Origin of the sequence: Hydrogenophaga sp., assembly GCF_048549895.1 — a bacterium.
Classification (GTDB): Bacteria; Pseudomonadota; Gammaproteobacteria; order Burkholderiales; family Burkholderiaceae_C; genus Hydrogenophaga.
This window is the reverse complement of record NZ_JBLYYB010000053.1, coordinates 45848-63267: the sequence shown is the minus strand read 5'-3', so window position 1 is coordinate 63267 and position 17420 is coordinate 45848. Positions and strand designations below refer to the sequence as shown.

General features: G+C 65.0%; 22 protein-coding genes. 5 read left to right on the top strand and 17 right to left on the bottom strand.

All coding sequences use genetic code 11. The features are described 5' to 3' along the window. The 3 genes from coxB to ACN4F8_RS05680 form a co-directional block, all read right to left on the bottom strand. On the bottom strand, positions 1-707 hold a 707-nt coding region (gene coxB, locus ACN4F8_RS05690; RefSeq protein ID WP_419472657.1), incomplete at its 3' end, for a cytochrome c oxidase subunit II. 182 nt (positions 708-889) lie between these two features. After that, entirely contained in the window at positions 890-1375 is a 486-nt protein-coding gene (locus ACN4F8_RS05685; RefSeq protein WP_419472659.1) for a DUF2244 domain-containing protein, read from the bottom strand. A 156-nt stretch (positions 1376-1531) separates the two neighbouring features. Further along, positions 1532-2440 carry a biotin synthase gene (locus tag ACN4F8_RS05680; RefSeq protein ID WP_419472656.1) on the bottom strand — a complete coding sequence of 303 codons (909 nt, stop codon included), beginning with the start codon at positions 2438-2440 and terminating at the stop codon, positions 1532-1534. Between the two features lie 62 nt (positions 2441-2502). Between ACN4F8_RS05680 and ACN4F8_RS05675 the strand changes: the two genes are divergently transcribed. The 3 genes from ACN4F8_RS05675 to ACN4F8_RS05665 all read left to right on the top strand — a co-directional run bounded on the left by ACN4F8_RS05675 (position 2503) and on the right by ACN4F8_RS05665 (position 4190). After that, complete coding sequence (locus ACN4F8_RS05675) at positions 2503-3240, top strand: ComF family protein (RefSeq protein ID WP_419472655.1); 738 nt, start codon at positions 2503-2505, stop codon at positions 3238-3240. A gap of 11 nt (positions 3241-3251) precedes the next feature. Beyond that, complete coding sequence (trmL, locus tag ACN4F8_RS05670) at positions 3252-3725, top strand: tRNA (uridine(34)/cytosine(34)/5-carboxymethylaminomethyluridine(34)-2'-O)-methyltransferase TrmL (RefSeq protein WP_419472654.1); 474 nt, start codon at positions 3252-3254, stop codon at positions 3723-3725. A 141-nt stretch (positions 3726-3866) separates the two neighbouring features. Further along, positions 3867-4190 carry a hypothetical protein gene (locus ACN4F8_RS05665; protein ID WP_419472653.1) on the top strand — a complete coding sequence of 108 codons (324 nt, stop codon included), beginning with the start codon at positions 3867-3869 and terminating at the stop codon, positions 4188-4190. A gap of 8 nt (positions 4191-4198) precedes the next feature. On the opposite strand, the gene ACN4F8_RS05660 is transcribed toward ACN4F8_RS05665, so the two are convergent. From ACN4F8_RS05660 to ACN4F8_RS05620, 9 genes are all read right to left on the bottom strand, one after another. Beyond that, entirely contained in the window at positions 4199-4654 is a 456-nt protein-coding gene (locus tag ACN4F8_RS05660) for a MaoC family dehydratase (protein ID WP_419472652.1), read from the bottom strand. Positions 4655-4715: 61 nt separating this feature from the next. After that, positions 4716-5333 carry an AAA family ATPase gene (locus ACN4F8_RS05655; protein WP_419472651.1) on the bottom strand — a complete coding sequence of 206 codons (618 nt, stop codon included), beginning with the start codon at positions 5331-5333 and terminating at the stop codon, positions 4716-4718. 72 nt (positions 5334-5405) lie between these two features. Further along, complete coding sequence (locus ACN4F8_RS05650) at positions 5406-6161, bottom strand: sulfite exporter TauE/SafE family protein (RefSeq protein ID WP_419472650.1); 756 nt, start codon at positions 6159-6161, stop codon at positions 5406-5408. 72 nt (positions 6162-6233) lie between these two features. Next, a complete protein-coding gene (locus ACN4F8_RS05645; protein ID WP_419472649.1) occupies positions 6234-6533 on the bottom strand; it encodes a Dabb family protein in 300 nt (99 codons plus the stop codon). Between the two features lie 5 nt (positions 6534-6538). After that, complete coding sequence (locus tag ACN4F8_RS05640) at positions 6539-6844, bottom strand: YciI family protein (RefSeq protein ID WP_419472648.1); 306 nt, start codon at positions 6842-6844, stop codon at positions 6539-6541. Between the two features lie 9 nt (positions 6845-6853). Next, positions 6854-8173 carry a TRAP transporter large permease gene (locus tag ACN4F8_RS05635; protein ID WP_159603838.1) on the bottom strand — a complete coding sequence of 440 codons (1320 nt, stop codon included), beginning with the start codon at positions 8171-8173 and terminating at the stop codon, positions 6854-6856. After that, on the bottom strand, positions 8170-8724 hold the full coding sequence (locus ACN4F8_RS05630) for a TRAP transporter small permease subunit (RefSeq protein WP_419472647.1): 555 nt from the start codon (positions 8722-8724) through the stop codon (positions 8170-8172). Before ACN4F8_RS05630 ends, ACN4F8_RS05635 begins: the two co-directional genes overlap by 4 nt. 1 nt (position 8725) lies before the next feature. Beyond that, positions 8726-9817, bottom strand: coding sequence for a C4-dicarboxylate TRAP transporter substrate-binding protein (locus tag ACN4F8_RS05625; protein WP_419472646.1), 1092 nt, complete (start codon positions 9815-9817; stop codon positions 8726-8728). A 36-nt stretch (positions 9818-9853) separates the two neighbouring features. Beyond that, a complete protein-coding gene (locus ACN4F8_RS05620; RefSeq protein ID WP_419472645.1) occupies positions 9854-10684 on the bottom strand; it encodes an intradiol ring-cleavage dioxygenase in 831 nt (276 codons plus the stop codon). Between the two features lie 125 nt (positions 10685-10809). On the opposite strand from ACN4F8_RS05620, the gene ACN4F8_RS05615 reads away from it, so the two are divergent. Beyond that, positions 10810-11739 (top strand): LysR family transcriptional regulator, encoded by a 930-nt coding sequence (locus ACN4F8_RS05615; RefSeq protein ID WP_419472644.1) that lies wholly within the window; start codon positions 10810-10812, stop codon positions 11737-11739. Between the two features lie 77 nt (positions 11740-11816). Then, positions 11817-12554: a hypothetical protein gene (locus ACN4F8_RS05610; protein WP_419472643.1), complete on the top strand. Its 738-nt coding sequence runs from the start codon at positions 11817-11819 to the stop codon at positions 12552-12554. Between the two features lie 53 nt (positions 12555-12607). Here the strand turns inward: ACN4F8_RS05610 and ACN4F8_RS05605 are convergent, their stop codons facing one another. From ACN4F8_RS05605 to ACN4F8_RS05585, 5 genes are all read right to left on the bottom strand, one after another. Continuing rightward, entirely contained in the window at positions 12608-13666 is a 1059-nt protein-coding gene (locus tag ACN4F8_RS05605) for a maleylacetate reductase (protein WP_419472642.1), read from the bottom strand. Then, positions 13663-14532, bottom strand: coding sequence for an NAD(P)-dependent oxidoreductase (locus ACN4F8_RS05600; RefSeq protein WP_419472641.1), 870 nt, complete (start codon positions 14530-14532; stop codon positions 13663-13665). Before ACN4F8_RS05600 ends, ACN4F8_RS05605 begins: the two co-directional genes overlap by 4 nt. Before the next feature lie 130 nt (positions 14533-14662). Beyond that, a complete protein-coding gene (gene pcaF / locus ACN4F8_RS05595) occupies positions 14663-15865 on the bottom strand; it encodes a 3-oxoadipyl-CoA thiolase (RefSeq protein WP_419472640.1) in 1203 nt (400 codons plus the stop codon). A gap of 118 nt (positions 15866-15983) precedes the next feature. Beyond that, positions 15984-16625, bottom strand: a complete 642-nt coding sequence (locus ACN4F8_RS05590) for a 3-oxoacid CoA-transferase subunit B (RefSeq protein WP_419472639.1) — start codon at positions 16623-16625, stop codon at positions 15984-15986. Further along, a complete protein-coding gene (locus ACN4F8_RS05585) occupies positions 16622-17323 on the bottom strand; it encodes a 3-oxoacid CoA-transferase subunit A (RefSeq protein WP_419472638.1) in 702 nt (233 codons plus the stop codon). The genes ACN4F8_RS05590 and ACN4F8_RS05585 overlap by 4 nt, the downstream gene beginning before the upstream one ends. Positions 17324-17420 lie beyond the last annotated feature (97 nt).

Here is a 17420-nt window from a genome sequence, read left to right as displayed (position 1 = left end):
TTGCCGCACAACTCGGCGCACTGACCGTAGAAGTCGCCCGTCTGCTCGGCGCGGAACCAGGTGTCGCGCACGAAGCCGGGGATGGCGTCCTGCTTGACGCCGAAGGCGGGCACCATCCAGGCATGGATCACGTCATTGGCGGTGGTGATGATGCGGACTTTCTTGCCCACTGGAACCACCAGTGGATTGTCGACCTTGAGCAGGTAATTGTCGGTGGCTTCGGGCTTGCCGCTGTTGGACATCACGCGGTGGTTGTTGTCCAGCGTGGAGAGGAAACCAATGCCCTCGCCTTCGCCCTTGATGTAGTCGTAGCCCCATTTCCACTGCATGCCCGTGGCCTTGATGGTCAGGTCGCTGTTGGTGGTGTCTTTCTGGGCCACCAGCACCTTGGTGGCCGGAAGCGCCATGCCGATCACGATCAGCAAGGGGACGATGGTCCAGCCCAGCTCGACCCAGATCGGCTCGGCGAGCGCCTGCGACTTGTGGCCCACCGACTTGCGGTGCTTCAGGATGGAATAGAACATCACGCCGAAGACGATGATGAAGATCACAGCGCACAAGGCCATCATGAACCAGTGCAGCCAGTGTTGCTCTTCGGCGATGCGCGTGACGGGGGGCGCAAAGTTGAGTTGGTTGACGGCAGGACCACCTGGCAGGTCATTGACTTTTTGTGCCGCCACCGAGGTCCAGGCACCAAGACCCAACATCAGTGTGGTTGCGGCTGCGCAGAGCTTGGCCCATGGGCTGCGTGGGGAATGCGCTGTTTTCTTCGTCGTACTCACTTTTACCGCCTCAAATATAAGTATTGATTTATATCAATGCCGATTAGAACAAACTTTCAGGGCTCCATACAGCCGCCCATTCACCACAACCCCATCTCGGACGTTCGTCAAACCCCACGCAGGGCCTGGCGAATTTCCCGTGCCAGCACCGGACGCAGGTCAGACCGCACGAAACGTCCCACCTGCACCGACTGCCCACCACCGCGGACCTCGATCAACTGGCCCACATCCTGCCGGGGCTCGACGCGGACCCACTCGCGGGCGAATTCACACCGCAACAACGTGCCCGCCGTTTCGCGCTCCACCACCAGGTACCTCTCCAGCAGACTGATGCGCTCGCTGTCGGTCGCGTGACGGGCGTACACCAGAAATGCCGCCCCCACCGCCATCAACTCCAGCACCGCAAAAGGCAATACCAAAGTGGCACCCTGCAACCAGAAAAACCCCGCCACTCCCATCGAAAGGATGCACAGGGAAACATAGAGGTAGCCCAATTGGGCAGGAGTAACCGAGCAGTTGCGCTTCAGTGTCCACTCGATGCCTTGTTCAGACAGCGTCGCGAATCGGAATGCGTTGTTTGCCTGGCTCACCATCCACCACCGGTACTGGTCGCAACCATCCCGGGAGACGGTGCGCTGGCAAAGGGAAAATACCCTTGGAATTTGGCCAGCGCAGATTGTAGCGGCGTGAAACCACGACTCCCCTGACAAAGGCGTCACTCCCGAGTGGGACAAGGTGTCATCCCGGCATCAACGCCGGCCGGCTCGCAACATGGCCCGCATGTCGTCCATCGCGAGCGACGTGCTCGACGCCACCGGCACTCGCGGCACCGGCTTGAAGGCATGGCCGTAGATGATCTCGAATGTCAGGCTGAGCCTGCCATCCGCCGAGCGGGGGAGGCCCGACTCGATGGCAGCGCACAGACGGGCATGCCAGTGACGCGACCGGCAAGCGCCGAACCGCTGGTCGCTCAGGTTGTGACCCAGGCCGCGCAGCTCCTTCAGCATGGCAGCGGCGGTGCTGAACGTCAGGGTGATGCGCTCCATGTCCATCACCGGTTCGGCAAAACCAGCGTGCACCAGCATGTCGCCCCAGTCGTGCATGTCGGTGAACGCGTGAGATGGGGGCGGCCAGCCCTCGGCAGCGTAAACCGCGCGCAGCTCTTTCAGGCTGTCGGGGCCCAGACAGGAGAACATGAGAAAGCCGTCGGTTTCGATCTGCCGGTGCCATTGCGCCAGCAAGGTTTGCGGCTGGAGCTCCATGTGCAAGGCCATGTTGGCCCAAAGCATGCGCACGCGGGTGTTGGCTGTCGCGGCGGTCGGGCCGGTGGACTTCCCCCACTGCAACGGATTCCAGGACCGCTCTGGCGCTTCGCGCGTGGCCGCCAGCACCTCGGGGATCCGGCGCGCCGCCACGTGGCACAAGGCCCCGGGCAACATGCTGCGCAGCTTGCGGTGCACCTCTAGTCCTCCCTGCAGCGGCTCCCAATGCAGCCAGCTGGTGGGCGGCTCGCGAAACCACGGCAACCGATCGGCCATGCGCGAGCCCACCTCTTCGTGCAACCACGGGCTCTCGCAGGCGGCGCGTTGCGACCAACGCTGCGCGGCGACCAGGTCCATGCCGGGCACAGGATTTTCAACGTTGGCGGGAGTGTTCAAGCGGGCGTTTCGATCGGTCGGCCCATGGGGTATTGGCCGAAGCGCGCCAGTATATTGGCCCGATGCTCGATGCCCGAAGCGCCTTTGCACCGTCCCTGCCCGGCACTTGCCAGGTGTGCGCCGCCTGGCCATCACAACCGGTGTGTGAGGCGTGCATCCAGCGATTTGCACCCGCCCGGGCGCGCTGCCTCGCATGCGCCGCCGTGTTGCCAGACGAACAGCTTGTGTGTGGCGCCTGCCACACCCGACCTGATGCACCTGCCGTGCAGCGCTGCGTGGCGGCGGTGGACTACGCCTACCCGTGGGACGGCTTGATTGCACGCTTCAAGTTCCGCTCGGAACCGGGGTGGGCCCAACCATTCGCGCAACAGCTCCTGAGCGCGCCCCACACCACAGAGCTGCTGCAAACGCAGCCGCTGGTGGTGCCCATCCCCCTGACGGCCACCCGCCTGGGTGAGCGTGGCTACAACCAGGCCTGGGAGCTGGTGAAGGCACTGCATGCCCTGTGGCGGCGGCGCACACCCACCCTGCCCTTCGAGACATTGGCCACCGCACTGGTGCGCCTGGGCGAAACGCCCGATCAGCACAGCCTGGGCCGGGAGGCGCGCCTGCGCAACCTGCGCGGCGCGTTCGCGGCCCACCCGTCACACGCCCACCGGTTGCCAGGCCGCCACGTGCTGCTGGTGGACGACGTGACCACCACCGGCGCCACCCTGCACACAGCGGCGCAGGCCTTGCTGCAAGCCGGGGCTGATCGGGTCAGCGCACTGGTGTTCGCACGCACGCCGCCGAACCGCTAAGCTCGGCGTCCATGTTCAACATCGTTCTCGTCAGCCCCGAAATCCCGCCCAACACCGGCAACGTGATCCGGCTCAGTGCCAACACGGGCTGTGCGCTGCACCTGATCGAACCGCTGGGTTTTTCGATGGACGACAAACACATGAAGCGCGCCGGGCTGGACTACCACGAGTACGCAGCGCTGCACCGCCACGCCGACTGGGCCGATTTCCTGCGCATCGGGCGACCCGATCCAGCCCGCTTGTTTGCGTTCACCACGCGCGGCAGCCACAGCGCTTTCACCACCGCGTTTCAACCCGGCGACTGGCTGGTGTTCGGGTCTGAGACCAGCGGCCTGCCCGAGGCGCTGCGCGAGTCCATCCCCACCGCCCAACGCCTTCGCCTGCCCATGCTGGCCGGGCAGCGCAGTCTGAACCTCTCCAACTCGGTGGCGGTGGTGGTGTTCGAGGCATGGCGCCAGCAGGCTTTTGCAGGCGCGGTTTCGTGATGCAGGTCACGCCCCGACCGAATCAAAGCGGTCAACTCCGTCGATGCGCGTCCGATAATTTCTCATGAGCATTCGCACCGACTTCGCAGCCGTCCTGGCCCAGCCCATTGCCATGACTGCGCCCTGCGCACGGAGCTCTGTGTGATCGCTTCCATCGCCCGCTGGCTGGGCACCAACCTCACGCCTCGCAGGCGGAGTGCACAGAAAGCCACGCTCAAAGACCTCGCGGGCATCCGCCGTCCCTTGTTGCGCTGCATTGAAGATTGCCTGGACCAACAAGCTCTGCGCCTGCGCAAGAAAATCGAATCAGCCCGCACACCGCAAGAGTTGTGGATGCTGCGCAACGACGCGTTTCAGGTCATCTCGCAACAACACGACCAGTCGGTGGCGGCCGAGCGCATCAATGCGCTGATCCAGTTCTTTGAAGGCTGGCTCGAACCCAAGCAGCTCGTTCGGATCAAGTAGCCCCAGTGTCAGGGGTAGCGCCGCACCAGCGATTCGGCGAAGCACACCGGTTTGTCTGCGCCCTCGCGCTCCACCACCACGCCCCAGGTCATTTGCCGGCCGCCGTGCTCAATGGCATCGCAGGCCTGCAGCGTCAGGCGGGCGCGCAATCGGCTGCCCACCGGCACGGGCGAGGTGAAACGCACCCGGTTCAGGCCGTAATTCACCCCCATGCTGGAGCCCTTGATGTCCAGCGCCGATTCAAAAAACACCGGCAACAGGGACAGCGTGAGAAAGCCGTGCGCGATCGGCGCGCCGAACGGCCCGGCCTTGGCGCGCTCCACATCCACATGGATCCACTGGTGGTCGCCGGTGGCCTCGGCAAAACGGTTGACCTGCTCCTGGGTGATGGTGACCCAGTCGCTTAACGCCACTTCCTGGCCCACACAGGCGGCCACGTCGGCCAGGGTTTCGAATGTTTTCATGCGCGCCACTGTACGGCCGACCGGCGCCAGGTGATGTCGGCACCGGGACAGCGAAGGCGCCTCAGGCGTCCAGCCACCGGCAGATGGCCTGCCACTGCTGCAGGTCTTTCTCCACCCGACCGGGCGCCACGTCGAACAGCGTGAGCCCGCGCGCCGCGAGGTGGATGTAGTTCTGCGTGTCGCGCAGCGTGCCCAGCACCGGCAGGCCCAGGCTGGCCACGAATTCGTTGAGTTTGTCGGCCGAGATGGTGCGCGGGTCCACCCGCATGCCGACGATGCCCACCTGCAGCTTGTCGGCTCGGCGGGTTTCGGCGAGTTCGTCCAAAAAGGCACGCGTGGCGTAGATGTCGAAGATGCTGGGCTGCAGCGGCACCAGCACCTTGTCGGCGATCTTGAGCACGTCCTTGAAGCGCCAGCCGTGCAGGCCGGCGGGCGTGTCCAGCACCACGTGGGTGGTGTCCTTGGGCGGGCGGGCGATCAGGTCGTGCGACACGGCCCAGTTCTGAATCGGCCGCGCGGCCGGCGGGCGCAGCTTGAGCCACAGCGCAGACGACTGCTGGCGGTCCACATCGCCCAGCATCACCGCGTGGCCCCGGCTGGCAAAGTAGCCGGCGACGTTGGTCGACAGCGTGGATTTGCCCACGCCTCCTTTGGGATTGGCAACCACCACGATCGGCATCTGGAGCTCCTTGGCTGGGGAACGGCCCGCGCGGCTGGGCGCGAGGCGGGGCGGGAACGGCGAACGCCTATGTTATGCGAGCGCGTCCCAGACGAGTTTGCAACCGGTGAGGAACATGCCGGTGTAAACCAGCCGGTAGAAGAGCTGCGGCTTGATGCGGTGGGCGATGCGCACGCCCACCCACACGCCGATGGGGGCAAACGGCAACAGCGCCAGCGAGGTCGTCATGTTGCGCACATCAAGCAGGCCCAGCCAGGCGTAGGGAATCCACTTGGCGAGGTTGATGAAGAAAAAGAAGAAGGCCAGCGTGCCGGTGAACAGCAGCGGCGACAGGCGCAGCGGGATCACGTAGGCGTTGAGCGGCGGCCCGCCCGCGTGCGCGATGAAGCTGGTGAAACCCGAAGTGACACTGAGCAGAGCGCCCACCCACTTCGGCGGTGGCGCGCTGTCGGGCTTGGGGGGAAACACCAGGCGCTGTGCCAGGAAGAGCAACGTGAACACGCCCACGATGCCGGCCACCAAACGCGCGTCCAGCAGCTTGAACAGCAGCGCGCCCACCACAATGCCCGCCAGGCCGAAGGGCAACAGGAATATCAGCAAACGCCGGTCCACGTTTTTGCGGAACGCCGCCATGCCCAGCAGGTCCATGAGCAACAACACCGGCATGAGGATGGCCGCGGCCTGCGGCACCGTGACCGCCAGCGCCATCATGGGCACGGCCAGCGAACCGAAACCGGCGCCAAAACCGCTCTTGCTCACGCCGAGCAACAGCACAGCCGGAATCGCCACGGCGTAAAAAAACGGATCGGTGATGAGGGACAGGGCCACGGGCAACAGACAAAAGAAGAGCCCGCTTTACAGAGCGGGCTCGTTGGGGTGGATCGATTATCGGCGCGTGCTTCAGGCCGTGTAGTCCACCTGGTGACGCGCCACGCGCAGACCTTCAATGTTCCGGCGCACCCGAAGGTGTTCGGGGTGCATGGCGTAAGCGTCCAGCGCGGCCTGCGATTCGAATTCGGAGTACAGCACCACGTCGCAGGCGTAGTCGACGCCACTGCGGTCCACGCCGATCTCGATGTGGAGCAGCCCGGGAATCTTGCCGCGCAAGGCTTCAAACCCCGCCTTGACGCGGTCGATCGCGGCCGCCTTGGCTTCGTCAGGTCCGCCCTGGATGTTCCACATCACGATGTGTTTGACCATGGTGTTCAGGCGGCGGGTGGAAAGCCGGCCTTTTGGGGCCAGAGGTTCACAAAAGCCTGCACCGACACGCTGCCGTACAGCCCCGCCTTCGTGAACGGCTCATCGGCCAGCCACGCGTGCGCCGCGTCGCGCGAGGGAAAGTCGATCACCAGCAGGCTGCCCAGCATGGTGCTGCCGTCGTCGTGCACGAAGGGACCGGCAAACGCGATGCGCTCGGCCACCGCCGCCAGATACGCCTTGTGGGTCGGACGCATGGCGGTGCGCAGCGCAGCGGCGTCGGGCTTGTCGATCAGGATGAAGGTGAACAGCATGGGGGTGTCTCAGAGGTAGGCCAGCCAGGTGGACAGGCTGGGGAACGCGGCCAGGATGGCGAGTACAACGACCATCATCAGCACAAAGGGAAAGCTGCCAGCGAAGATGTCGCGCACGGTGATGCGCGGGTCGTTCAACGCCGATTTCACGGTGTAGACCGACACGCCGAAGGGCGGCGTGAGCAGGCCGATTTCCACCGCCACCACGGTGATGACGCCGAACCACACCACGTCCATGCCGAAGGCGCGCGCAATCGGCAGCACGATGGGCAACATGATCAGCATGATGGACACCGAATCGATGATGCAGCCCAGCGCGATCACGATCAGCACGTACATGAACAGAAAGCCCCACGGGCCCAGGCCCATGTGGGTGATGCCTTCGGTCACGGCCGAGGGCATGCCGGTGAGCGCGAGCATGCGGCTGTAGAGCATGGCCGCGATGATGAGGAAGAGCACCGAGACCGACACAAACCCGGTCTCCACCAGCACCTGCCACAGCTTGCGCCAGGTGAGGCGACCGCGCACCAGCGCGATCACCAGCGCACCCGCAGCCCCCACGGCACCCGCCTCGGTGGGCGTGAAGAAGCCAGCGTACAGACCACCGAGCACCAGCGTGATGAGCAGCAGGATGGGCACGAACTTGATGGCCGCCGACAGCGGCGTCTCTTCAATCCCCGCGCCTACGCCAGCCAACGCCTCTGGCGTGCCCACCTTGTGCGGCACCAGCCAGGCCATGCCCACGATCAGCACACAGAAACCCAGCGCCAGCAAGGCGCCGGGAATGATGCCGGCGATGAACATGCGGCCGATGGATTCTTCGGCCAGCACGCCGTAGATGATCATCAGCAGGCTGGGCGGAATGAGCATGCCCAGCACCGACGAGCCCGCCACCACGCCCACCGAGAAACGCGGTGTGTAGCCGTGGCGGATCATCTCGGGCACCGCCACCTTGGTGAACACCGAAGCCGACGCGATGGAGATGCCGGTGATGGCGGCGAACACCGCGTTGGCCGCCACCGTGGCCAGGCCCAGCCCGCCGCGGATGCGCCGCAGGAGCCACTGGAACACGTCAAACGTGTCGCGCCCCACCCCCGACACACTCACCAGCATGCCCATGAGCACGAAGAGTGGAATGACGCCGAACAAATAATCGCGAATGGCGTCGTTGGCCGAGGCCGCCACAAAACGTGCCGCCACTTCGGGGCTCTTGATGAGCCACACGCTCACGAACGAGGTGGCGATCAGGGCGATGCCGATGTGCATGCCGAAGTAGATGCCCGCGAGCATGCAGACGATGGCGGCGATGCCGATGTGCAGTTCGGTCATGCGTGCTCTCCGGCTTCGCGCCAGTCTTGTACCGCCAACAAGGCGTATTGAATGGCGGCCAGCGCCGCACCACCCAGCACCACCAGCCGCATGGGCCAGGTGGGGAAGGTGAAGATGCCTTCGATGCCCAGGAACTCGTCGTTGCCCCAGGCGCGGCTGAGCAGCGGCCAGGTGGCGTACGCGATGACACCGCAGGCAAAGATGCCCACCACCGAGAACACCGCGCGCAGGCGCTTGCCGGCGCGCGGGCGCTTGAGGATGTAGGGGTCGATGAAGAGATCGGCCCGGCTCATGCGGCCGTGGCGCAGCGTGGCCGGCAGCTGCAGGAAGACGATCACCACGATGGACGTGGCCACCAGCTCGGCCACGCCGTCGATGGGGTGGTTGAGCAGGTTGCGCATCAGCACGTCCACCACCATCAGCACCATCACCAGGCCGATGACGACCGATCCAAATGCGTTGAGGCTGTCGATCAAACGGCCAAAGGGGCTGGTGGGCGCGCCCGATGGCGGCGGCCCAGCCTCCAGGTCGGTGTTGGCTTCGTAGCTCATGTCAGAGTTCTTTGTCCCAGTCGCGCGCGGGTTTGACACCCCGCTTGCGCAAGGCATCCATGTAGGTCTTCACGATCTCTTTCGCTGGCCCCTTGGACGCGTTGGTCTTGGCCCACTCGGCCGCCAGGTTGGGCATGGTCTTGACCCACTTGTCGCGCTCGCCCGAGCTCATGTTGGTGATGCGCACCGAGGGCGTCTGCTTGGCGCCGTTGGTCTCCATGGTCTTGAGTGCGGTCTCGTAGCGCTGCATCAGCGTGGCGCCCAGCGCCTTCGAGTATTCCTTGCCCACGTCTTTCACGATCTGCTGAACCTCGGGCGGCAGGCCGGCGTAACTGTCCTTGTTCATCGCCATGCCCCCGATGTAGAGCGCGCCGATGTTCACCGTGGTCACGTAGGGCGCCACTTCGTAGATCTTGTTGGGCAGGATGCCGGTGGCAATGGAGATCGTGCCTTCGCTCACCCCCGTCTGGATGTCGGTGTAGTAGCTGGTGAGCGAGCCGTCCACCGGCACCGCGCCCGAGCCCTTGAGCCACAGGCCGATGCTGCCCGGCGCGCTGATCTTGCGGCCCTTGAGGTCGGCGTAGGTGGCGATCGGGTTCTTGGTGAACAGGTGGTAGGTGTCCACGCCGGTGGCGCCCAGGAACACCATGTTGTTCTTCTCCCATTCCTTCTGCAGCGCAGGCACTTTCTCGTTCATCTCGTTGGCCACGTCCAGGATGATGCGCACGTCGTCGGTGGTGAACGGGGTCACGGTGCCGAACTGCGAGAGCGGCATCTTGGCGGCTTCCAGGTTGTGGAAGACCCAGCCGATGTCGGTGATGCCCTGCTCCACGCTGGTGAGCGTGGCGTTCATCTTGTAGAGCTGACCGCCGTAGGCTTCGCGCCACTCGATCTTGTAGCCCTTGTTGAGCGCGGCCACGCGTTTGTTGACCTCGGGCACGAACAGCGAACTCATCAAGCCCACCCACGGCAGCGTGGTCGGGTGGCTCGACGCGATGGTGAGCTTGAAGGTCTGCTGCGCATGGGCGGTGCCCAGGCCGGCGGCGGTGAGGGCGGCCACCAGCGTGGTGGTGAGGAAGGCGCGTTTCATCATGGTCTTGTCTCCTTGTTGTAGGGCGGTGGCAAAAACTCAGGTGGCGGGGTTGAGGACGAAATCGAATTCAACGAGGTAGCGGCCGTCCGCCTGCGGCAGCCAGTCGGCAATGAGCGATTCGCGCACGCCGAACACGGCGTCGGAGTCGAGGTATTGGTCGCCGTTGCGGAACACGTGGGTGATCAGCGTCTGGTAGCCCGGCGCCTTGATCAGAAAGTGCAGGTGGGCCGGGCGCCAGGGGTGGCGTTTGGTGGCCTTGAGCATGTCGCCCACCGGGCCGTCATCGGGGATCGGGTAGGCCTCGGCCAGGATGGAGCTGAAGTGGTAACGCCCCTGCGCGTCGGCCTGCAACACGCCCCGCGCTTGCGCCCCATCGCAGTCGGCGCGCTGCACGTCGTACAGGCCTTCCGCATCGGCCTGCCAGACCTCGATGTGCGCCTGCGGCACCGGCGTGCCGTCCAGGCCGCGCACCGTGCCACGCACCTCGCACGGTGTCCCTTGGGCGCCCTGCGCCACGTCGCCACCCAGCTCGATCTGCGGCGCGCCTTCCACATGGAACGGGCCGAACACCGTGGCCTCGGTGCAGCCCGGCGGCTTGTCGTTGTTCATCGCCACGGTCAGCATCGACAGGCCCAGTGTGTCGGACAACAAGATGAACTCCTGGCGCTTGTCGTCGCACTTCTGGCCGGTGGCGGTGAGAAATTCAATGCCCTGCATCCATTCGGCCTCGGTCAACTTCACCTCGCGCGCAAAGGCGTGCAAGTGCTGCACCAGGCTGGTCATGATCTCTTTGAGGCGCGGATCGGGTGTCTGCGCGAAGCGCGCCATCACGGCTTGCGTGATGTTGTACTGGTCGAGGTTGCGCACGGCCTGTCTCCTCTGGTTCTTCCTGCGGGGTTTTCTCTGTAGGTCGCACTGTAGAAGCTGCGCACAATGACATCCAGTGCGGCGCTGCAAATGACTTTTCCGCGCGCTGCAAATACGGGGTGAACATGGATCGCTGGACCGAGATGGAGTTGTTTGTGCACGTGGCCGAGAGCGGCAGCCTGAGCCGTGCGGCAGAGTTGATGGACATGTCCAACGCGAGCGCCAGCCGCCAGCTGGCCGCGCTCGAAGAGCGCCTGGGCGTGCGCCTGGTGGAGCGCAACACGCGCCGCCTCTACCTCACCGACACGGGCCAGGAGTTCTTTCAGCGCGCCCGCAGCATCCTGGCCGATCTGCGCGACGCCGAGTCCACGGTGAACGCTGCCGCGCTCAACCCCACCGGCACGCTGCGCATCAGCGCCTCGCTCTCGTTCTCGTTGCACCACATCGCGCCGCTGCTGCGCGAGTACACCGAGCGTTACCCCAACGTGACGGTACACGTGGAAGCCGCCAACCGCTACCTGGACATCATCGACAACAACATCGACGTGGCGATCCGCAACCGCGAGGTGGAGCCCGACAGCAACATCACCATCCGCCGCCTGGCCGAAACCCGCCGCGTGCTCACCGCCTCACCGCGGTATCTCGCCAAACACGGTTTCCCGAAAACGCTGGACGAGCTGCAGCGCCACCACCTGCTGATCTACGTGCACGCCAACAACCCCTACGAGCTGCGCTTCACGCGCGGTGACGAGAGCCAGACGGTCGCGGTGAAGGCCCTGCTCGAATCCAACGACGGCCAGATCCTGCGCGCCGCCGCGCTCGACGGCCTGGGCATCCTGGTGCAGCCCAGCTACATCGTCTACGACGACATCGTGGCCGGGCGCCTGGTCCCCGTGCTGGACGACTGGGACCTGCCCCGCATCACCGTGAACCTGGCCTACCCCAGCCGCAAACACCTGAGCGCCAAGGTGCGCACCTTCATCGACTTCATGGCCGAGCACTTCGTGAAGATGGGGTATGAGCGCAAATGGACGGGGCGGTTCACGGTGTATTGAAAGAACATCGAGTACGCTGGGTTTTCTCGTGCGCGCATCTACCTATCACCAACGAAAAACCATAGGGCTGGCAAACCGTGACCACAGAAATCGTCGCGCTACTTGGCGCAACACTGAGCGCTTTGATCGCAGCATTTGCCTACTATGGAAAAGCTCGCCATGAGCGGCTCCGAACAACACGAACCGTTCTGTACCATCTTCTCGAAATGCGGCATCACTTTGCAGCAACCGAGTATGGAATCGCAAAATTTCCAGAACAGTACCTCGAGGTAGTCAATGCGACATTTAAGCGAAACGAAGTTGTCATCCCAGATGCACAGCGCGAGGCACTTGTTCCGCAACTAAGGCAGTTCGTGCGAGATATTCAGGCTGCAAAGGTGGAGGCGTTAGGAATACAGATCATCGAGCCCTTTCTCCGAGCGCTTTCCGATCTTGCTCGGGACGACCCTTTGCTTGCATACGACCTAAAAGGCAAGGAAGTCATTAAAAGCGTGTCATCCTTGGTTACGGTAATTCCTAGCATTGCAAACGCTCTCGAAGTGCCGTCCGAGGAGGAACATGTGAAAGAGATTCTGATGACAAACTTGGATGATCTCGATAGGGAGGTCACGCTGGAAGTCCTTGCCGATGCAATCCGACAAGTTGCTCGCAAATGCGGACCCACAGTCTATGTCCGCACCATGGGAGCAATAAGGAGGCAATCAACCACCGCGTTTCCGTCGAAATTTGCAGCAAGGGTCGATTCAATGCTGGACAGAGTTCTCAAGCTTGCCATCCAGCAAGCAGCGCAGAATCACCCAAACATTGGTGCGTGAGGACATGAGTCCGTAGATCGTTTGACAGCCAAAAGCATCAACCTGCAGATATCTCAGCCAGGCCTCCTGCCCTCAAACGCGTCCTGCAACAACCGCCGGATCACCCCGCGTTCCAGCGCCCGCGGGTTCGGGTACTGGTTGCTCATCGCAGTTTCGCAGGCCCGGTCCAGGTCGGCTTCTTTCATGCCGATGTCCCTGAGCGCCACCGGCGCGCCGTTGTCCCGCGCCAGGTCGAACACCGCTTGTGCGGCGCTGGTGCCGCCGAGTGCTGTGGCGATGCGGGCCATCGCCTCGGGCACAGCGGTGGCGTTGTAGGCCAGGGCGTGGGGCAACACGATGGTGTGGGTTTCGGCGTGCGGCAGGTTGAAACTGCCGCCCAGCGTGTGGCAGAGCTTGTGGTGCAGGGCCATGCCCACCGCGCCGAGCACCACGCCGCAGAGCCAGGCGCCGTAGAGCGCGTCGGACCGCGCGGCCACGTCTCCCGGGTGGACCTTGATCACCGGCAGCGCTCGGCCCAGGGCCGCGATGCCTTCTTGCGCCATGAGGCTGATGACCGGGTTGGCGTCCACCGCGTACAGGCCTTCGGCGGCGTGTGCGATGGCGTTGATGCCGCTGGTCACGCTCAGGCCCACCGGCAGACTCAGCGTGAGTTCGGGGTCGTAGATCACGGTGCGCGGCAGCACGCGGATGTCACGTCCGGTCTTCTTCAGACCCGCTTCGGTGATGCCGTAGATCGGTGTCATCTCGGAGCCGGCGTAGGTGGTGGGGATGGCCAGGATGGGCAGACCCGAATCGAGTGCGATGGCCTTGCCCAGGCCGGTGGTGGAGCCACCGCCGATGGCCACCGCACAGTCGGCGCCGAGCTGGCGCGCCACCTCGCGGGCTTCGCGCGCGGTCTCGATCGGCACGTGCATCACGGCGCGGTCGAACACGCCCGCGGCGCGCTCACCGAGCAGGGCCACCACGCGCTCGGCCAGGCCGCGTTGTTCGGGGGTGCACAGCACCAGCGCGCGGTGCGCGCCCATGGCTTCGATCTCGCGCGGCAGTTGGGCCAGCGAGCCGGCGCCGAACACCACGCGCGACGGCAGGCTTTGGTAGGTGAAGCGTTTCATGCCGAGAGCCCTGCGCTGCGTTCGACCGCCTTGATGATGGCGGCGTAGTCGGCGTCCGCATCACCATGGGCGCGCGCGGCGTCCATGAGCTGGCGGGTGATGGCGGTTTGCGGCAGAGGCACCTGGTGGTCGCTCGCCGCGCCGAGGATGAGGTCGAGGTCCTTGATCATCTGGTTCACGGTGAAGGTGGCGGAAAAATCGCGCTCCGAGAGCTGTGCCGACTTGGCCTTGACGATGGGCGAGGCCACGGCGCTGGCACCCATCACACGCCACATGTCGTGCCAGTCAAGCCCACCCTTGCGACCCAGCGTGAGCGCTTCGCCGAGCATGGCGCTGGTCTGCGCAATCATCAGGTTGATCACCAGCTTCATCAGGCGGGCCTGCTCGGCACCACCCAGGTAAAACTGGTTGGGTCCCCAGCGCTGCAGCAGCGGCAGCACCCGGTCGTAGGTGGTGCGCGGGCCCGAAGCCAGCACGGTGAGTTGCGCGGCCTCGGCCATCTTGTTGTTGCCCGAGACGGTGGTGCGCACGTGGTCGATGCCCGCGCCGGCACAGATCCGGGCGACCGTGGCGGAGGCGGTGAGCGAGACGGTGCTGGTGTCGACCCAGAAGGTGCCGGGCTTCGCGTGGGTCGCCACCTGCTCGGCCACCTTGAGCAGGGCCGCATCGTGCGGCAATGAGGAGAACACGCCGTCGGCCTGTTTCAGTGCCTGCGCGGTGTCGGCTGCGACATTGAGCCCCTGTTCGGTGGCGAGCGAACAGCGCGCCGCATCAAAGTCGCTCACGCTCAGCTCGGCGCCGCTGGAACGCAGGTGCGTGGCCATGGGCAGGCCCATCTTGCCCACGCCGATGAAGTGCAATCGCATGTGGTGTCTCCTGTGGCCGGGGGCGTGCGACGGTGCAATGCCCAGCCTTTCAGGCAGTGTCGCGGGCCTGCCGCACCACTTCAACCGGCGCTGCGCAAATCAGTTTTGCGCGCGCCGGAAAACGGGCCGATCAGACGCGTTCGATCACCAGCGCAATGCCCTGCCCCACGCCGATGCACATGGTGCACAGCGCGTAGCGCCCGCCGGTGGCGTGCAGGCGGTTCACCGCGGTGGTGACCAGCCGCGCGCCGCTGGCGCCCAGCGGGTGGCCCAGGGCAATGGCACCGCCCCAGGCGTTCACGCGCTCGTCGTCGTCCTGCAGGCCCAGCATGCGCAGCACGGCCAGGCCTTGCGCGGCGAACGCTTCGTTGAGCTCGATCACGTCCATCTGCGCCAGAGACAAGCCGGTGAGCGCCAGCACCTTCTGCGTGGCCGGTGCCGGACCGATGCCCATGATGCGCGGGGCCACGCCCACCGTGGCCATGCCGACCACGCGGGCGCGTGGCGTCAGGCCGTTTTTCTTCGCGCTGGCTTCATCGGCCAGCAGCAGGGCACACGCGCCGTCGTTCACGCCGCTGGCGTTGCCAGCGGTCACGCTGCCGTCGGGCCGCACCACACCCTTGAGTTTGGCGAGCGATTCCATCGTGGTGGCGCGCGGGTGTTCGTCGTGCTCCACCACGATTGCGTCGCCCTTCTTCTGGGGAATCGTCACCGCCACGATCTCGCGCGCGAGATGCCCGGCCTTCTGCGCGGCCACGGCCTTGGTCTGGCTGGCCAGGGCCATGCGGTCCTGCGCCTCGCGCTCGATCTTGAATTCGGTGGCCACGTTCTCGGCGGTTTCGGGCATGGAGTCCACGCCGTACTTTTCCTTCATCAGCTTGTTGACGAAGCGCCAGCCGATGGTCGTGTCGTACACCGCGTTGTTGCGGCCAAAGGCGGTCTCGGCTTTGGGCATGACGAATGGCGCGCGGCTCATGCTCTCCACGCCACCGGCGATCATGAGACCGGCCTCGCCTGCGCGGATGGCTCGCGCTGCGGTGCCCACGGCATCGAGGCCCGAACCACACAGGCGGTTGATGGTGGCGCCGGGCACCTCCAGCGGCAGGCCGGCGAGCAGGGTGGCCATGTGGGCCACGTTGCGGTTGTCTTCGCCAGCCTGGTTGGCGCAGCCGAAGATCACGTCGGTGATGCTGGCCCAGTCCACCCCCGGGTTGCGCTGCATCAGCGCGCGCAGGGGGATGGCGCCGAGGTCGTCGGTGCGCACGCTGGAGAGCGCGCCGCCATAGCGGCCGATGGGGGTGCGGATGGCGTCGCAGATGAAGGCTTGGGTCATGGCAGGTACTTCAAAAACACCGTTCGCCCTGAGCTTGTCGAAGGGCTCTTGCGGTGTGGGTTGGCGGGGGCTTCGACAGGCTCAGCCCGAACGGAAATTTTGTACTGTCCGAACAGTTTCAGATGGCGATGGGCAAGCCCACCAGGCGTTCGAGTTCGGCGTGCTCCAGGCCATCGACCGTGTCGATGAGCCTCAGGCCTTGGGGTGTGCACGCGAGTGTGGCGAGATCGGTGTAGATGCGTTTCACGCAGGCGACACCGGTGAGCGGGTAGGTGCAGGCGGCCACCACCTTGCTGCGGCCTTGTTTGTCGAGCAGGTCCATCATCACCCAGGTCTGCTTGGCGCCCACGGCCAGGTCCATCGCGCCGCCCACGGCGGGAATGGCGCCCGGCTCGCCGGTGCTCCAGTTGGCCAGATCACCCGTGGCCGAGACCTGAAACGCGCCAAGCACGCAGATGTCGAGATGGCCGCCGCGCATCATGCCGAAGCTGTCGGCGTGGTGAAAGTACGCGCCGCCGGGCAGCAGCGTGACCGGCTGTTTGCCGGCGTTGATGAGGTCGTAATCTTCTTCCCCCGCAGCCGGTGCCGGGCCCATGCCCAGGATGCCGTTTTCGCTGTGCAACACCACCTCGATGCCTGGAGCGAGGTGGTTGGCCACCTGCGTGGGCATGCCGATGCCCAGGTTCACATAGGCGCCGTCGTGGATGTCGCGCGCGACGCGTTGGGCGAGTTCGGCCTTGCTGCGTTTCTGGTAGCTCATACGGCCCCCTTGAAGCCGCCGGCCTGGGTGGCCACGCGGTCGATGCGAACGATTTTCCCCACGTGGATGCCGGGCGTGACGATGGTCTCGGGGTCAAGCTCGCCGAGTTCGTCGAGGTGGTGCACGGTGGCGATGGTGTGGCGCGCGGCCATGGCCATCACCGGCCCGAAGTTGCGCGCGGCCTTGCGGTAGGTGAGATTGCCCCAGCGGTCGCCGCGCTCGGCTTTGATGAGCGCCACGTCGCCGGGCAGCGGCGACTCGAAGACGTAGTGGCGGCCGTTGATCTCACGCGTTTCCTTGCCCTCGGCCAGCGCGGTGCCATAGCCGGTGGGCGTGAAGAAGCCACCAATGCCGGCACCAGCGGCGCGCAGCCGCTCGGCCAGGTTGCCTTGGGGCACCAATTCCAGTTCGATCTTGCCGGCGCGGTACAGGCCGTCGAACACGTGGCTGTCGGCCTGGCGCGGAAAGCTGCAGACGATCTTGCGCACGCGCCCGGCGGCCAGCAGGGCGGCCAGCCCGGTGTCGCCGTTGCCGGCGTTGTTGTTCACCACCGTGAGGTCGCGCGCGCCGTGCTCGATCAGGCCGTCGATCAGCTCGGCGGGAATGCCGGACGTGCCGAAGCCACCGATGAGCACGGTGTGCCCGTCTTGCACCACCGAGAGCGCGTCGGCAATCGACGGGGAAATCTTGTTGATCACGTTGTCTCCTGTGCGGGTACTCTGCGGCGCGGTGAAATTTTGTTCGTCTAAAGAACAAATGTTCGCATATTGAATTATAAACAGGCATTCGCCAAAA

Coding starts and splice junctions, on each gene's coding strand:
- ACN4F8_RS05685 (WP_419472659.1), bottom strand. CDS start 1,375: ATGGTGAGCCAGGCAAACAACGCATTCCGATTCGCGACGCTGTCTGAA.
- ACN4F8_RS05675 (WP_419472655.1), top strand. CDS start 2,503: ATGCTCGATGCCCGAAGCGCCTTTGCACCGTCCCTGCCCGGCACTTGC.
- trmL (WP_419472654.1), top strand. CDS start 3,252: ATGTTCAACATCGTTCTCGTCAGCCCCGAAATCCCGCCCAACACCGGC.
- ACN4F8_RS05660 (WP_419472652.1), bottom strand. CDS start 4,654: ATGAAAACATTCGAAACCCTGGCCGACGTGGCCGCCTGTGTGGGCCAG.
- ACN4F8_RS05655 (WP_419472651.1), bottom strand. CDS start 5,333: ATGCCGATCGTGGTGGTTGCCAATCCCAAAGGAGGCGTGGGCAAATCC.
- ACN4F8_RS05645 (WP_419472649.1), bottom strand. CDS start 6,533: ATGGTCAAACACATCGTGATGTGGAACATCCAGGGCGGACCTGACGAA.
- ACN4F8_RS05640 (WP_419472648.1), bottom strand. CDS start 6,844: ATGCTGTTCACCTTCATCCTGATCGACAAGCCCGACGCCGCTGCGCTG.
- ACN4F8_RS05635 (WP_159603838.1), bottom strand. CDS start 8,173: ATGACCGAACTGCACATCGGCATCGCCGCCATCGTCTGCATGCTCGCG.
- ACN4F8_RS05630 (WP_419472647.1), bottom strand. CDS start 8,724: ATGAGCTACGAAGCCAACACCGACCTGGAGGCTGGGCCGCCGCCATCG.
- ACN4F8_RS05625 (WP_419472646.1), bottom strand. CDS start 9,817: ATGATGAAACGCGCCTTCCTCACCACCACGCTGGTGGCCGCCCTCACC.
- ACN4F8_RS05615 (WP_419472644.1), top strand. CDS start 10,810: ATGGATCGCTGGACCGAGATGGAGTTGTTTGTGCACGTGGCCGAGAGC.
- ACN4F8_RS05605 (WP_419472642.1), bottom strand. CDS start 13,666: ATGAAACGCTTCACCTACCAAAGCCTGCCGTCGCGCGTGGTGTTCGGC.
- ACN4F8_RS05600 (WP_419472641.1), bottom strand. CDS start 14,532: ATGCGATTGCACTTCATCGGCGTGGGCAAGATGGGCCTGCCCATGGCC.
- pcaF (WP_419472640.1), bottom strand. CDS start 15,865: ATGACCCAAGCCTTCATCTGCGACGCCATCCGCACCCCCATCGGCCGC.
- ACN4F8_RS05590 (WP_419472639.1), bottom strand. CDS start 16,625: ATGAGCTACCAGAAACGCAGCAAGGCCGAACTCGCCCAACGCGTCGCG.